This is a genomic window from Brachyspira murdochii DSM 12563, from assembly GCF_000092845.1.
Classification (GTDB): domain Bacteria; phylum Spirochaetota; class Brachyspiria; order Brachyspirales; family Brachyspiraceae; genus Brachyspira; species Brachyspira murdochii.
The window spans coordinates 1,570,695-1,586,728 of the sequence record NC_014150.1 but is presented as its reverse complement, the minus strand read 5'-3'; the positions used below and the strand labels follow the sequence as shown (position 1 = coordinate 1,586,728).

The window sequence follows — 16,034 nt, the reverse complement described above, 5'->3', positions numbered from 1 at the left end:
TAAAACTTTTTATAAAAATAAGTTGAAATATTGAAAAAATTTGTTAAATTATATAATTTCTATATCAAAAATTTTAATTAATTGTTACTATTAATATAATAACATTTATTTGAAAATAAATTTGTATTTTTGGAGAAGAATTATAGTATATGAAGAAAATAAATAGTTTAGCATTTAGAATGCCATTTGTTATATGTTTGATAGTAGTTGTAATAATAATAGTAATGTTAATATCTTCAATAAGGATAGCCAGTTTTGGCATCAGTTCAAGTAAATTGGGAGGCTTCAACAGCACAATAGCAGGATATGCTTCTGTTTTAGATACTTGGTTTGGACTAGAGAGTTCTTTGATAAATACATATGCTGTAACTCCTGTGGTTGTGAGATATTTAGAAGGCAATGAAGCTACGCCTGCAGAATTACTATTAAATACAATAAAGAATTTTAAGAGTAATAATTTATATATAATCAATATTGGTGTTGCTGATATGAATGGACGTATAGTTTCAGATTCTGTATCATCTTCACTAATAGGAAGAAATTTAAGTGATTATATTCCAAATACTTGGTCTAAAGTTTCGCCTAATAATGACAGCATTGTATATGGCGATAAATTGATACAATCTGATATTACTGGAAAATGGTCTATGCCTGCTATTAAACTTGTTAAAGGCAGTAATAATCAAACTGTAGGATATATATATGTACTTTTAGATTGGGCTGTACTTCATCAGACACATTTTTCTAATATAGATTTGGGTAAAACAGGCGGACTTTTTATAACGAGTGAAGATCTTTATAATATAATGGACTCTAAATATGAAAATATAGCAGTGATGCAGATAAATCCTATATACAGACAGGCATTCAGCGGTGCAGGAAGCGGTATAATTAGTTATGATGTAGAAGGTCAAAAAAGAACAGCAGCATATTATAAAATGAAGAGCAGACCTTGGATTATAGCACTTGCTATGATGGATTATGAGATATACGAACAAAATGCCAAATTAATAATCGCAAGTATTATAATAGGAGTTATATCAATTATAGTAGTTGCTGCATTTGTGAGCCTATTTATAGGAACTATTACTAAACCTCTTGAAATTGTAGTAGAGGAGGCTGAAGAGATAGAAAGAGGCGATTTAAGTAATATTAAACAGCGTATAAAACCTAGAAAAGATGAAATAGGTGCTTTATCAAGATCTTTTTTAAGTATGCGTAAAAAACTTGCAGAAACAATTACAGAAGTTAATACAGCTTCAAATAATATAGTAAAAGCAGCTCAGGAATTGGCACAGGGCAATGCAGATCTTTCAAGAAGAACAGAATCACAGGCAGCAAGTTTGGAAGAAACAGCCTCATCTATGGAGGAGATGGCTTCTACAATAAAATCTTCTACCGATCATGCTGTTGCAGGAAACGATATGATGGTTACTTCTAAAGAGGCAGTAGAGAGTGCTGGAAAAATTATTGCAGAAACTACTCTTAACATAGAAGAAGTTTATGAGGCTAGCGAAAAAATAAGAAACATTACTAAGATAATAGAAGACATAGCATTTCAGACAAATATACTTGCATTAAATGCGGCAGTAGAAGCAGCACGTGCTGGGGATCAGGGTAAAGGTTTTGCTGTAGTAGCGAGCGAGGTAAGAAACTTAGCTCAGACTACTCAGTCATCTGTTAAAGATATTACAGCTTTAGTTGATAATACCAATGAGAAAATTAATAAAGCCACAGAAACAGCACGTCAGTCGCAGGATATATTTATGGATATTAAAGAGAAGATAGATAATACAGCTAAGATAATGCAGGATATCAGTGCTACAGCTATGGAGCAGCAGGTTGGGGTTGATCAGGTTAATAAGGCTGTTGCTGAAATGGATACTGTTACTCAGCATAATGCTTCTTTGGTACAGGAAAGTACTTATACTTCAGAATCACTTCTTGAACAGGCTCATGCTCTTAAAGATACTGTCAGTTTCTTTAAATTAAATGCGGCTGATTTGACAAAAGAAAAATCTGTGAAAACTCTTAAAGCAGGAAGTACAGAAATTAAAAAAGATAATGATATTAAGATGATTAAAAATTCGGAGGATAGAGAATTTAAAAAAGAAACTCCTAAAAAAGAAGAGATAAAAAATCAAAAATCTGAATTAAAAGTGCCGCCTTCTGTGGCAAAAGCAAGAGAGCTTGAAAGTAAAAGCGAAAACTCTTCTACAGTTAGAAATGATGAGTTTGGTGTTACTTATTCTTCTACTTCAAATGAGATGACAGATGACGGTTTTGCTTCTTTTTAACTAATTTAAATGATTGATTATAATGCATCGGGTATTGACACTCGGTGCATTTTTATTTTTTAATTCATCTATAAAAACTTATATATATCAGTTTTAAAAACTATAAAGATAATTGATAAATATGTAATTTTAATAATAAAATAAATATTTAATGTCAATTTTTTAATAAAACAATGAAAAATATATTATTAATATAATTTTATTTGGTTATTATTTTAAGAGTATAATATTAGTGTTAAGGTCAAATTTATTTATGAAAGATATATATAATAAAATCATAAGTGAAAAACATATAGGTAAAGAAATTAATCCAATTAATCAAAAAGATATACTTTCTTTGGCAAAAGATTATTCAAGAACCAATGAAAAAAAAAGCAACGGCATAGGACTTATAATTGTAAATGTTCAGAGAGATTTTATAGACCAAAAAAAAGGTGCTTTGCCAGTAAAAGGGGCAGTTAAAGATGTTAGAAGAATAATACAATTTATTTATGAAAATTTGGAAGATATATATGCTATTTATACGGCAATAGATACGCATTATTATAATTCAATATTTCACCCTTATATGTGGAAAAAACCCAATGGCGAAGAGGTAGAACCTTTCACTGAAATAACATTAGAAAAAATTAATTCTAATGAAATTATACCAATTTACAAAAAAGAACAGACAGAATATATAAAAAAGCTAAAAAAAGAGAATATGAAGAATCTAATAATATGGCCTTATCATTGTCTTCATGGTACAGACGGCTGGCTCATAGAAAAACAGCTTAATAATATGCTATTATTTTTTGAAAGGGCTAAAGAAACAAATATTAATAAAATAATCAAAGGTACAGAACGATTTACAGAGATGTATGGGGCTATTAAACCAGAAATAGTAACTCCTGAAACTAGATTCTTCGATATGGCTTGGGTGTATGATTTGAAGAATTATAAAAAGATATATATATGCGGAGAAGCTAAAGATTTAGGACTTTATGAAACTGTAAAACAAATTTGCATTATGTACTCAGGAGATAAAAATATTACCAAAAAAATTAATGTAATGATGAATTGCGGAAGTTCAATATATGATAATAAAAATATTAATAATAAATATGAAACTTTATCTGATAAATATGGTATAAAATTGATAGAAGTTTAACTAATAAAGTTATATTTTTGACTTTTTTAGTAAAAGTTGTATACTATAAAAATAAAAAATAAATACAATAAAAGGAGTGTAAAATGAAAGGATTTGCTATGAAAAAGATAGGAGAAACAGGCTGGGTTGAAAAAGAGATACCAGCTTGCGGACCTCTTGATGCTATTGTAAAACCTTTGGCGGTGGCCATATGTACTTCTGATATACACACTATCGCAGGTGCTATAGGTGATAGAAAAGATATGATTTTAGGTCATGAAGTTTGCGGAGAAGTATATGAAGTTGGAAGTTTAGTAAAAGATTTTAAAAAAGGAGATAGAGTATTAGTTACGGCTATTACCCCAGATTGGAGTACAGTGGAAGCTCAGGCTGGATATTCTATGCACTCTGGCGGTATGCTTAATGGTTGGAAATTTTCTAATGTAAAAGACGGAGTATTTTCTGAATATTTCCATGTTAATGATGCTGATGGTAATTTAGCTTTACTTCCTGAAGGAATGGATCCTATAGACGCTTGTATGATTTCTGACATGGTTCCTACTGGTTTTCATGGTGCAGAACTTGCTGATATACAGTATGGTGATACTGTTTTAGTTATAGGTATTGGACCGGTTGGTCTTATGGGAGTTGCTGGTGCTGCTTTAAGAGGTGCTTCCAGAATTATTGCTGTTGGTACTAGACCTAAATGTGTGGAAGTTGCCAAAATTTACGGAGCTAATGAGTTTATCAGCTATAAAAATGGTCCTATAGATGAACAAGTATTAAAAATGACTAATGGAAAAGGCGTTGATAAAGTTATCATTGCTGGAGGAGGAGTTGAAACTTTCTCGGAAGCTGTTAAATCATTAAAAGCTGGCGGTAAGATTGGAAATGTTAACTATCTTGGGGAAGGTGATAACGTATTGATACCTAGAATTGAATGGGGTGTTGGTATGGGACATAAAGCCATATTCGGCGGTCTTATGCCTGGCGGAAGATTAAGAGCTGAGAAATTAGGTTCTTTAGTTTCTTCTGGAAGATTAAATGTTCGTCATTTAATTACTCATGTATATGAAGGATGGGATCAGCTTCCTGAGGCTGTTAAAATCATGGGAGAAAAACCTGCTGATTTGATTAAGCCTGTTGTAAGATTAGAAAAATAATAGATTATAACTAATAATAAATTGGGCTGGCATATATTTGTCAGCTCTTTTTATATAATCATACAATTAATACTTTAAATTAAATTACAGCTATGTTATAATGTATTATGTAAAGTAAAAATAATTATTTATTAAAAATGTTTTTTACATATTTGGAATTTATAATATTTATATATCATGAAAATAAAAACGGGGGTGCCTGATGGAATACGATGTAGAATATCTAAAAAATCAAACTTCAATTAATTATGATAAAACGCTATGCTACTGTAAAAATGTTTCATACAGAGATGCTTATAAAGCTATAGCTGATAATAAACTCACTTCTCTTGATGAGGTTGTAGATAAAACTCAGGCTTCTACCGGATGCGGCGGATGCAAAGAGCGTATTTTAAGTTTGATAGAATATGTTAAAAAAAATGAATATGCTCCTTTAGATCTTTAATTATAGGTAAAATTATGATGAATGAAAAAGTACTCAATGCTTTGAAACAGCTTAATATAGATTATAAAGAATTTGAAGAAGCAGGCGTTACAAAGACAGTTGATGATGCAGCTAAAACTCTAAATATAGAAAAAGGGCAGGTAGCTAAATCTATACTGGTAAAGCCCTCAAAAAAAAACTTTGCTATGATTATAGCTTCCGGAGATAAAAAAATATCTTCTAAAAAAATGAGAACTTATTTCGGTTGTAAGACTAGTTTTGCTAATGCAGAAGATACATATAATTTAACCGGATTTACTTTTGGAGGAGTATGTCCTTTCGGTATAGACAAAAACATTGAGGTATTAGTAGATAAAAGTATGAAAAGGTTTGATGATCTATACATTGCCTGCGGAAGCGATAGTTCTTTAGCTAAAATGACTTATGATGAAATACTTCAAAAAATTTCAAATACGGAAGTAGATTTAACTGAAGATTGATTTATTGTAATATAAAATCAGATTTATTAATTGATATATTAGAATATCTTATATAAGTGATGAGGAAGAGTGCAAATTTAAATTCCGCTAGGGCGGGTGTGCTTTTGAAGTAATAGATTATAGATTTAATTAAAGCTATGTAAAAAAATAAGACATTTAAATCTAAAAGGGCGGGGATTAAAATAAAGTTTAAAAATTTATTTTAACTCCCACCCTCTAAATTATTTAGTTTTATACTGTCATTTTTTTAATTCTTTTTTCTTTATTAGCTTTTACTGTTGCCGCCCAAGTGCGTTTTAAATTTATAGTGCTATTTAACGCACGTAGAATGAAATTCTTATATACAATAAAATTAGAATACTAAATTTATTGATATTAAAAAATGCGTTCTGCGTGCGTTTATAAAATTTTATTTATATATGTTTTCATTGTTTAATTCGCTTTCAGCAAAGTTTCTTAAATAATTCTGAACAAATTCTAAATCTTCCATAGTATCTATACCATGAAGAAATTTTTTAGTTTCTAAAACTTTTATTTTCATTCCGTTATAAAGCCATCTTAACTGTTCAAGTTTTTCTATGCTCTCATAATCGCATTCTTTAAGATTTTCTATTTTTAGAAGTATATCTTTTCTAAAGGCATAAATACCAATATGTTTATAATATTTTACATTTATATTCTGGTCAAATCTTCTATGGGGTATAGCAGCACGTGAGAAATACATTGCATAATCATTAATGTCTGTAACTACTTTTACAGCATTTTCATCTTTTATTAAAGAGCTGTCATCCTCTATTTTTACTTTTAAAGTTGCAATATCAACAGAACTGTCATCAAATACATCTATTATAGGATTAAGAACCGACTCATCTATTAAAGGCTCATCTCCCTGAACATTAATTATAATATCAGAGTCTATATTTTTAGCTGCTTCTATAATTCTTGAAGTTCCAGATGTGTGATCTTTAGAAGTCATAACTGCTTTAGCATTATTTTTTTCGCATATATCCATTATCTCTTTAGAATCTGCTGCTATAATACAGTCATCTATTTTTTTGGCAGCTTTTACATTATCATATACTGCTATTATTATAGGCTTTCCTAATAGTTCGTATGTTAATTTTCTTGGAAATCTTGTTGATTCATATCTGGCTGGTATTATTGCTGTAACTTTATTAGACATAATTATTTAACTCCTAGCATCTCTTTAGATATATTTTTCATTTTTGTTTTAAACTCTTCTTCTGTTTTAGATTCCAGTAAAATTACAGGATACATACTCATTCTTGAAATTTTTGTGAATAAAGACAGAAGTCCCAAATATTTTTCATTACTATTTTTATTAGTTAAAAACATAGTGAGCAAGTGAACAGGTTTTTTATCTAATGCAAAGTAGTTTAATCCCTTTTTAGAAACAGCAAAAATTATATCATTATCTTCTACTTCATTGGTTCTCACATGCGGAAAAGCTACCCCGTATCCCAAGCCGCTGCTTATAATATCCTCTTTTTTATACATAGATTCTATAGTCTGTGCAATATTTATTCTAAGCCCTTTTGATTCTGAATATATTAGCATTTCACTTATAGCTTCATTTTTATCGGAAGCCTTTAAGTCTAAAATAACGTAAGAATTATCAATATATTTTTCTACTTCATTAAATGAAATCATAATAAGCAACCTTTTACCTTCATTATTAAATATAACAATTTTATATTAAAACATTAAAGTTATTTTTTAAATATTCTTTCATTGTATATTTTTTTTGTATAAGTTCTAGTGTAATATTAAGCGGATATATAGTATTGTGATTTTTAAAACTTATTCCTATAGTTTCATCATCTAAATCAATATTTCTTGATACTTCCCAAGTTCCATGAAATTTGATTCTTATCACTTCGCCTATATAAGAACTAATAGAAAATATAAAGTTTCTGTTATTATCGCTTTCCAAAACTAAATTTAGTTTTTCTTTAAAAAACTTATCCACTTCAGCCAAACTTTCTATAGTATAATCGGCATGATATCCTTCACGCATTAAAAAATTGCTTATCCAGTTTGATGCTCTGGAAAGCTCTTCTTCAGGCAGCATATATTTTGACATAAAACAATCCTTCTTAAATACAAATATTATATTTTTTTTATAATATGTCAACCATATTTGATTTATAAAAAATATACTTGCAGAAGTTTTAATCTCTGATATACTCTATCTTATTAAATTTCATTATTGCGGGGAGAGTATGCTAAAAAAAATTATCTCAAATATTATAAAAACTGCATTAGAAGATTATTTGAAAGATACAGATGTAAAAGAAATTGATTCTTATATAGAAATAGGTTATGCAGCAGATGATAAGTTCGGAGATTATGCCTGCCCTGCGGCAATGAGGCTTGCCAAAGTGCTTAAAAAAAATCCCTTAGAAATAGCAGCTTCAATAACAGAAAAAATAGATAAAAAATATTTTGAGAAAATAGAAGCCGTAAAACCTGGATTTATTAATTTGACACTATCATATAATTATATAAATGAATGTATAAATGACCTTTTGAATAATGATAATTATGGAAAAAATACTGTAGAAGATAAGAAAAAGATATTAATAGAATATGTAAGTGCCAATCCTACAGGACCTCTTCATATAGGACATGGAAGATGGGCAGCTATTGGAAGTGCTTTATCAAATATACTTAAATATGCAGGACATGAAGTTTATCAGGAGTTTTATGTTAATGATGCAGGAGAGCAGATAACAAAATTAAATGAGAGTGTTAATGCCGTAAAAGAAGGAAGAGAGATTCCGGAAGACGGTTATCATGGAGAATATATAAAAGAAGTAGCAAAACTAGACGGAGTACCTAAAGATATTATATTAGAAAGCCAGAAAAAACTTCTTGAAAGATTCGGTACTCATATGGACAATTACGCTTCCGAACTTAAAATACGTGAGGGCGGAGAATTAGAAAAAACTATGGACTTTTTGGATAAGGAAGGACTTTTATTTGAAGAGGATAATGCCGTTTGGTTTAGAAGTACAAAATACGGTGATGATAAAGACAGAGTAGTAAAAAAAAGTAACGGCAGCTATACATACTTTGCTCCAGATATAACATATCATAAAAATAAAATAGACAGAGGATATCATTATTTGATAGATATATTGGGGGCAGACCATCATGGTTATGTTCCTAGAATTACTGCGGCTGTTAGGGCTGTAAGTAAAGATACTGCTTCTTTAAAAGTAATATTAGGTCAGTTAGTGCGTCTTTACAGAGGAAATGAACTTGTGAGAATGAGCAAGAGAACTGGGGACATGATTAGTCTTGAAGATGTTATTGATGAGATAGGTGTTGATCCTACTAGATATTTTCTTCTTATGCGTTCATATTCCAGCTCGCTTGATTTTGATTTGGAACTTGCTAAAAAGAAAGATAATGATAATCCAGTATATTATGTACAGTATGCCTATGCAAGAGTATGCAATATATTTTTCAAAATGGAAGAGAAAAATATGTCATATGATGATGCAAAACCTTTTGACATATCTAAAATTGCCAATGAAAGCTCATTAAAACTAGCTAAAATAATATTAAGATTTCCAGACGAGGTATATGAATCTGCTAAATCATTAGAAGTTTATACTCTTATAAATTATACTTATGAAATAGCAAGTGCTTTGCATAAGTTCTACTATGATAATATAGTACTTGAAGAGAATGCTGAAATAAGACAGGAGAGATTAACTTTAGTAAAAGCAGTAAAAAAAGTTCTAGGCTTATGTTTTGATATAATAGGAATATCTAAAGTAGAGAGAATGTGGGCTGATGAATAAAAACAATTTTTAAGGATAAACATATGATTAAAAAATTAAGTATAATAATTTTGGTTTTATTATTATCATCTGTACTAATGATAAGCTGTAATAATAAAGACAAAACAAGTTCTACAACAAAAGGATTAGCATATTATGCTGGATAATGGAATCTTACGTTTACAGAGCCGGCAGATCTTGGAGAGGGGCATGTAACAATAGGAAATGACGGAAGTGTAAAATCTCAAGAATTTGGAGATGCAAGCAATATAAAAGATAATGGAAATGAAAGTTATCAAATGACATTTTATAATGCTAATGAAAGTAATAAAGAAATAACAGTAACTTTTTTATTTTCAAGTGATAATAATGGTACTTTTACGTTTGAAGTTCAAGATTCTTTAGATAAAGGCAAAGGAACTTTAACTAAAACAACAGTATCATTACAATAATAAAATACGATAAAATTTTTATTATATTCCTAAATAACTATAATTTGTCAAATTTTAACTATTTATAATAAATAATTAAATTATTATTAATTGAGCAGTATTGCTGTGTAAAAACTAATTTTTGACAAACTATATTTGTTTAGGTATAAATATAATAAATCAGTTATTGCTCACCTGCTTCATTATTATCTTCGTATTCATCATCATCTGACTGAGTACTGCTTATATAGTCTCGGTTTAAGAAAAATAATGATATTATTATTTTGAAATAAATATCAAATATATAAAGCACTATCATAGCAATAAAATATGAAAGAAGTCCTTCTCTGCTGTTTATAGGCGATGATAGAAAAGTTATCGAAAATACGTTTTGAAAGAAAAATATAAATAGCAATATGAATAATGTTTTAAAAAATTTAGGCTTTACAAGGTAATATGAATATCTCAAAGCATTTATTCCCCAAGTATGTCTTAAAGCACAAATATTTTTTATAAATACGAAAAAGATAATTAAAGCTATACCGGGTACTATAAAAAATGTAAGACCTAAAAATACCAATACAAAATATATAAACGATGTAACTAAAGCAGGAAATATAAATTTAAAACTTTTTACAATAGCCCAAGTAGCACTTTTTACTCTTTTAAAAATTAAACTTTCTACAAGTAATGATACTGATATTACAGAAAGTACATCTAAAAACCAAGAGAGAAAAATATTTACATAAAATCCTACGCTTACCTCTGTTTTGAATAGATAAACTAAATCTTCAAATGTTTTTACATCTGAAGATTTAAACATTTTTACAGGAAAATATATGCTGCTTAATATTATAGGAAGAGAGCATATTAAAGCTATTATAAAAAAATTTTTGAAATTTGCAGTAAATAGAGAAAAAGAAACAGTAAATAAATCTAAAGTTTCAAACTCTCTTTCTTCCAGCTGTTTTCTTAATGATGCCATAAAATTCCTTAAACATAGAATATATTTCTTATTATCGTATATAGTTTATTATTATTTTAATTCCATAACTTTTTTGTATAAATTGTCAAACATTTCTATTACTTCATTACTTTCTGATAGATTTTGCAAATAACTGTCTACATCATCATATTTTATTGATAAAAACTTCTCAAAAAATTGTTTTCCTCTTCGTATATTAGTATTTTCTGGTATATAAATGTTTCCTTTCATTCTCTTATTATTAAAAAAGAATAATATTGGTATAATTTCTTTTGTTTTAAGCTCATTTACAAGATATGCAAAAGTTTTTATAAATTTTCTGTTTATATCAACAAATTTACCTGTGTCATGATCATCATTATATTTAATTTCAAGATAATAAATAATATTGGTTTCTTTATCTTCAAAAAGCAGGTCTATATCATGTTTAAATGAATTATTTATATTTTCTTTATTATTATTTATATCATTTATAATTTCTTTTTGCAGATTTTTAAATGAAACTTCTAACTGTTCATCAGTGTTTGAGGTAGTTTGACAGCTGGTTATATAATTATCTATTCTAGTTTCATTTGACTTAGAAATATAAAAATTATTGCTTTTTTTGCCGCTGTATTCATCTATAATTTTATATCTTTTTTCATTTGAGATAATTACTTTCATAAGTTCTTCAATAAAATTGCCAAATTGTATATTCATACTTTGAAGTAATCCGCCAAATATTCTATATCTTTTTGGTATAAAGTGTATTTTAACATTATGCTTTTTATTTAATTCAATTATTTTATTATCTGAGGCAGAATTATTTATGATATTATATACAGCCTGATTTATAATATTTTTTATATTGCTATTCATGATTATCTCCAATATAAATATATCTTAATTCATCTATAGATATAAATTTATCTTTATAATATATATAAAAATAATTCCAGCCATTATATTTAGATAAATTCTGAAGTTTTGCACTCATTTGATGTATAGAAAAATTTCCAAGTTCATTTTCAACATTTCCATTTTCATTCAATTTACAAACCTCATCTCCTTTCTTACTGTATAGAACTTGATTAACTTTCAAATATCCTTTTTCAATAAGATTCTTTATAGGAACTTTAGGGGGCTTCACTTCATAATCAAGATTTATTAAATCTGTCATTTCTACATTTGTATTTTTTATACGATCTTTTGCGTAGTATATATATTTATCTTCTCTTTCTATTCCTATATAATTTCTAGAAAGTCTTTTAGCAACTGCTCCTGTAGTTCCTGTTCCAAAAAAAGGATCTAAAACTATATCATTTGGTTTTGAAGAAGAAAGTATTACTTTAAATAAAAGCTCTTCTGGTTTTTGTGTAGAATGTACTTTATTTCCGTCTTTATCTTTTAATCTTTCATTACCTGTACAAAGAGATATATTCCATATACTTTTATCCTGCTTATCATTATTTAGATGTTTCATAGTTTTATAGTTAAAAGTATATTTAGTATTTTTATTTTTTCCGCACCAAATTAAAGTTTCATGAGCATTGCAGAATCTAGTTCCTCCAAAATTGGGTACTGGATTTGTTTTGCTCCATATTATATCATTGAGTATCCAAAAACCTAAATCCTGCATTATTTTACCTATGCGGAATATATTCTGAAATGAGCCTATAACCCAAATACTTCCTGTAATTTTTAATACTCTTCTGCATTCTTTTAACCAATTTATAGAAAAATTATCATAATCTTCAAAATTTTTAAACTTATCCCATTCATCATCAACACCGCTGAATTTAGTTCCGTTAGTTCTTAAAAGTTCACCTTCTGTTTGCATATAATATGGGGGGTCTGCAAATATTAAATCTATACTATCATCTGGTATTTTTTTTAATTCTTCTAATGCATCGCCTTTTATAATTGTATTTTTTATATCATCAATAATATACATTGAATAAAAAACCTTGAAAATTAAAATAGTACAGATATTGTAACCTATAGCGTGTAAAATTACAAATTTATTTACTATAGTATATATATAGCAATAAAAAAATAAAAAGGCTAGGTACTAATAAAAAAGCCTAGCCTCGAATTTAACTATATTTTAAAAATTATTTTGCATTAATAGCATCTATTATTTCAACACATTTCATGTACATTCTAGGTATATGGAAAGGTCCTTTATACATGTTGCCTTTTAAGTCTGTAGATATTCTTCCGTCTCTGTGAAGATATCCAAACCACTCACCATATTCTGTATCAATAAATTTTTTGGTGTATTCTTTAACCATGTCATGCTTTTCCAAATATTTATCATCTTTAGTAAAATAATAGCAGTATAAAGCAGCAATAGCAGCTTCAGTCTGAGGCCACCAGAATTTCATGTCATGATGATATTCACTTTTAGGTTTTCCAAGTACGTCCATATACTGAATAATACCGCCGTACTCTTTATCCCAGCCCCATTCCCACATCCAGTCAAATATTTTTAGTCCTAGGGCTTTTAATTTTTCATCATGTCCTCTTTCTATAGACTCTCTTAATATAAACCAAGATGATTCTATAGCATGACCTGGATTTAATAGTCTTCCTTCAAAGTGATCTTGCAAAGTGCCGTCCGGATTACATTGCTCCAATACTGCCTTTTTCTCTTCATACAAAAATAACTGAATATTAGACAAAAGATTATCTATATATTTATTATAATAATCTTTATTTTCAGGATCAGCTTTTCTTAATTCCTGAACAGTAGCAAGCATTATCATAGGAGGTCCGAAAGCTATAGTAGGTCTGTTTACAGGATTTACTTTAGGAATTAAAAGACCTTCTTTTTGATATCTGTCTATATCGTCCAATATTTTTCTTGCCTTTTTAGCATAGCTTTTATCTCCGCTGGCTCTTGAATATGCAGCCATAGCTATAAGACAGAATGTTTCTGAGTAGTAGTATCTTAATCTTTTTATAATTGGCTTACCATCTTCAGTTACTCTGAAAAACATTCTTCCGTCGCCGTCTTTATCAAAACAGTATTTTTCCAAAAAGTCTATTCCCAATTTTGCAGCTTCCAAATATTCTTCTTTTTTTTCAAAATCAGCGTAAAGAGTAGATAATACCCAAGCAAATCTTCCCTGAAACCATACGGATTTATCGCTTTCTATAAGGTTTCCTTTTCTGTCTAAGGCAGTGTAGTATCCGCCATGCTTTTTATCCAGACCGTTTTTAAGCCAAAATGGTATAACATTGTCTTTTAGCATATGAAGATACTCATTTTTTACTTCGTTTAAATTGCTCATAAAAAAATCCTTAAAATCAAAATGAGATTTTATTAATAAAATAATATGTTAATATTAACAGATTGATATTATAAAATCAACAATAAAAAGAAAATTTTATCAGGTTTTTAATATATATATTGTAAATAATTATTGACAATTTTTGATAATAGCATAAAATAAGTTAGAATAATCTAACAAATATAAGGAGAACATAATGATAACTTTAGAATATATTAATATTAATGAATCTATATATAATTTATGCACTAAATATCCAAAATTAAAAGATGCTTTATATGATTTGGGATTTGATAAGATAAAAAATCCAATAATGTTTAATACCATATCAAAGTTTATGACTATTAATAATGCTTTAAAAATGAAAGATATTGATATTAAAGATATTAAGGACAAACTTAATGAATACGGATTTGATATTGGCTTGAATACTTACATCAAAAATACAGATAAAACTATAGATGAAAGAAATGAAGTATTAAAATCTCTTATAGTAAGGCTTCATAATGGTGAAAATATTGATAGCATAAAAATAGACTTTGAGAAGAAATTATTTAAAGTATCAGCTGAAGAGGTTCATAATGCTATGCATGAACTTATAAATAGCGGTATGAGTATAGATGAGGCTAAACGCTTTTTTTATATACGTACTTTACTTTTGAGAGATGCTATTGATAATTGTAATATTACAAACAATTATAATATTATAAATATATTTAAAAAAGAAAATAGATATATAGAAAAATTATTAAATGATATTAGCAGTATTAATATTTTGTATAAAAAGTTAAGCCGTCATTACTATAAAAAAGAGAGCATATTATTTAAAGCTTTGAAGTCATACGGCAATGATGAGCCTTCAAAGGTAATGACAAGGGTAGACAAAGATATACTTGAAAGTTTAAAATATATTATAGACAGCAATTTAAATAGTGATGATTTAAAAGAAAAATACGAAGAGATAAATGCTAGTATTTTAGACATGATATTTAAAGAAGAAAACATTCTTATACCGCTTTGCATTGATACTTTATCTAAAGAAGATTTTGAGGATATAGAAAGTAAGTATAGTAAAAATTCTTAAGTTTATCAATAAGAATACTGCGGAGAATGTTTATAACATTTTTGCAGTATTTTATTCTTTTTTCTTTTTTAATATCAGCATTATTATCATAAATCAAATTTTTCTTCATCTTCGCCTTCATAGCAGTATCGGCAAACGCATTTATATATATCATCTCCAATTACAACTCTATCAACATCTTTTACTATTCTCTTTGAATATATACCCTTTCTTCCGCATTCGCATTTACCAAATACTTTTGTATGAATATCTATTAAATCCTCTTCTATAAGATTTGATACACTTTCCCAATAATTTCTTTTATAATCCATATCAAGAGAAGCAACACAGAAGTCTATATTATCATTACTGCACATTTTCATCAAATCAGCAAATATGTTAGGTTCTTTTAAAAAGCAAAACTCATCTATACCTATAACGTTATACTTTGAAATATATTTGTAAATATTTTCTATATTGCTTCCTAAATATTTTTCAATTTCTTCTTCAGTAATTATATCGATTCTTTTATCTAAGTAAACGTTTTTATCCCGGCAGAAATATCCTCGGAAAGAAACAGCAGGGTATATAAATAATATTTTTATGTCTTTATTTTCCATTAAGAGATAGTCTAATGTCTTTATCAGATATTTAGACTTTCCGGCAAACATTGGTCCTGTGATTAAATGATTCATACTAAAGAAAAATCCGTAATTATTATAAATATAGTTTTTTATTATATCATTTAATTGTGTATATATCAAACTATAACATCGCTTTAAAAATAATTTTAAAACAATTACAGCATATTGAAAAACAATGATAAATCTATTATAATATAGCAAACACTATTATAAATTAAAAAACTTTTTAAAAATTGTCTTAAAACATCATTAATTTTTTAATATACAGCTTTACTTTTAAGCTGCAATAATGTTCGTTTTGCAATTTTTAT

17 protein-coding genes are annotated in these 16,034 nt (G+C 27.9%); 9 read left to right on the top strand and 8 right to left on the bottom strand.

Annotated features, from left to right (window positions below; translation table 11 throughout):
- The first annotated feature begins 149 nt into the window (after nt 1-149).
- From BMUR_RS06930 to BMUR_RS06910, 5 genes are all read left to right on the top strand, one after another.
- The gene (locus BMUR_RS06930) at nt 150-2,297 is read left to right on the top strand and encodes a methyl-accepting chemotaxis protein (RefSeq protein WP_013113889.1); all 2,148 of its coding nucleotides are present in this window, start codon (nt 150-152) and stop codon (nt 2,295-2,297) included.
- Nucleotides 2,298-2,550: 253 nt separating this feature from the next.
- On the top strand, nt 2,551-3,447 hold the full coding sequence (locus tag BMUR_RS06925) for a hypothetical protein (protein ID WP_013113888.1): 897 nt from the start codon (nt 2,551-2,553) through the stop codon (nt 3,445-3,447).
- Between the two features lie 83 nt (nt 3,448-3,530).
- Entirely contained in the window at nt 3,531-4,589 is a 1,059-nt protein-coding gene (locus BMUR_RS06920; RefSeq protein WP_013113887.1) for an NAD(P)-dependent alcohol dehydrogenase, read from the top strand.
- 202 nt (nt 4,590-4,791) lie between these two features.
- Nucleotides 4,792-5,034, top strand: a complete 243-nt coding sequence (locus BMUR_RS06915; protein ID WP_013113886.1) for a (2Fe-2S)-binding protein — start codon at nt 4,792-4,794, stop codon at nt 5,032-5,034.
- Nucleotides 5,035-5,051: 17 nt separating this feature from the next.
- On the top strand, nt 5,052-5,513 hold the full coding sequence (locus tag BMUR_RS06910; RefSeq protein WP_041749993.1) for a YbaK/EbsC family protein: 462 nt from the start codon (nt 5,052-5,054) through the stop codon (nt 5,511-5,513).
- A 409-nt stretch (nt 5,514-5,922) separates the two neighbouring features.
- Here BMUR_RS06910 and kdsB read toward each other — a convergent pair whose 3' ends face one another.
- Genes kdsB through BMUR_RS06895 form a run of 3 tightly spaced genes read right to left on the bottom strand, consistent with a single transcriptional unit; the run spans nt 5,923 to nt 7,617 of the window.
- Nucleotides 5,923-6,696 carry a 3-deoxy-manno-octulosonate cytidylyltransferase gene (kdsB, locus tag BMUR_RS06905; RefSeq protein WP_013113884.1) on the bottom strand — a complete coding sequence of 258 codons (774 nt, stop codon included), beginning with the start codon at nt 6,694-6,696 and terminating at the stop codon, nt 5,923-5,925.
- A 2-nt stretch (nt 6,697-6,698) separates the two neighbouring features.
- Entirely contained in the window at nt 6,699-7,184 is a 486-nt protein-coding gene (locus BMUR_RS06900; RefSeq protein ID WP_013113883.1) for a PTS sugar transporter subunit IIA, read from the bottom strand.
- Nucleotides 7,185-7,224: 40 nt separating this feature from the next.
- Nucleotides 7,225-7,617 carry a hypothetical protein gene (locus BMUR_RS06895; protein WP_013113882.1) on the bottom strand — a complete coding sequence of 131 codons (393 nt, stop codon included), beginning with the start codon at nt 7,615-7,617 and terminating at the stop codon, nt 7,225-7,227.
- A gap of 139 nt (nt 7,618-7,756) precedes the next feature.
- Between BMUR_RS06895 and BMUR_RS06890 the strand changes: the two genes are divergently transcribed.
- The 3 genes from BMUR_RS06890 to BMUR_RS14755 all read left to right on the top strand — a co-directional run bounded on the left by BMUR_RS06890 (nt 7,757) and on the right by BMUR_RS14755 (nt 9,777).
- Nucleotides 7,757-9,346, top strand: a complete 1,590-nt coding sequence (locus BMUR_RS06890; protein ID WP_013113881.1) for an arginine--tRNA ligase — start codon at nt 7,757-7,759, stop codon at nt 9,344-9,346.
- A 23-nt stretch (nt 9,347-9,369) separates the two neighbouring features.
- On the top strand, nt 9,370-9,492 hold the full coding sequence (locus tag BMUR_RS15185) for a hypothetical protein (protein ID WP_013113880.1): 123 nt from the start codon (nt 9,370-9,372) through the stop codon (nt 9,490-9,492).
- A 132-nt stretch (nt 9,493-9,624) separates the two neighbouring features.
- On the top strand, nt 9,625-9,777 hold the full coding sequence (locus BMUR_RS14755; protein WP_013113879.1) for a hypothetical protein: 153 nt from the start codon (nt 9,625-9,627) through the stop codon (nt 9,775-9,777).
- A gap of 163 nt (nt 9,778-9,940) precedes the next feature.
- Here the strand turns inward: BMUR_RS14755 and BMUR_RS06885 are convergent, their stop codons facing one another.
- From BMUR_RS06885 to BMUR_RS06870, 4 genes are all read right to left on the bottom strand, one after another.
- Complete coding sequence (locus tag BMUR_RS06885; RefSeq protein WP_013113878.1) at nt 9,941-10,741, bottom strand: hypothetical protein; 801 nt, start codon at nt 10,739-10,741, stop codon at nt 9,941-9,943.
- A 51-nt stretch (nt 10,742-10,792) separates the two neighbouring features.
- The gene (locus BMUR_RS06880) at nt 10,793-11,599 is read right to left on the bottom strand and encodes a HinfI family type II restriction enzyme (RefSeq protein ID WP_013113877.1); all 807 of its coding nucleotides are present in this window, start codon (nt 11,597-11,599) and stop codon (nt 10,793-10,795) included.
- On the bottom strand, nt 11,592-12,674 hold the full coding sequence (locus BMUR_RS06875; RefSeq protein ID WP_013113876.1) for a DNA-methyltransferase: 1,083 nt from the start codon (nt 12,672-12,674) through the stop codon (nt 11,592-11,594). The genes BMUR_RS06880 and BMUR_RS06875 overlap by 8 nt, the downstream gene beginning before the upstream one ends.
- Before the next feature lie 160 nt (nt 12,675-12,834).
- A complete protein-coding gene (locus BMUR_RS06870) occupies nt 12,835-14,016 on the bottom strand; it encodes an AGE family epimerase/isomerase (RefSeq protein WP_013113875.1) in 1,182 nt (393 codons plus the stop codon).
- 196 nt (nt 14,017-14,212) lie between these two features.
- On the opposite strand from BMUR_RS06870, the gene BMUR_RS06865 reads away from it, so the two are divergent.
- Complete coding sequence (locus BMUR_RS06865) at nt 14,213-15,100, top strand: DUF438 domain-containing protein (RefSeq protein ID WP_013113874.1); 888 nt, start codon at nt 14,213-14,215, stop codon at nt 15,098-15,100.
- A gap of 86 nt (nt 15,101-15,186) precedes the next feature.
- Here the strand turns inward: BMUR_RS06865 and BMUR_RS06860 are convergent, their stop codons facing one another.
- Nucleotides 15,187-15,774: a thymidine kinase gene (locus BMUR_RS06860; RefSeq protein ID WP_013113873.1), complete on the bottom strand. Its 588-nt coding sequence runs from the start codon at nt 15,772-15,774 to the stop codon at nt 15,187-15,189.
- Nucleotides 15,775-16,034 lie beyond the last annotated feature (260 nt).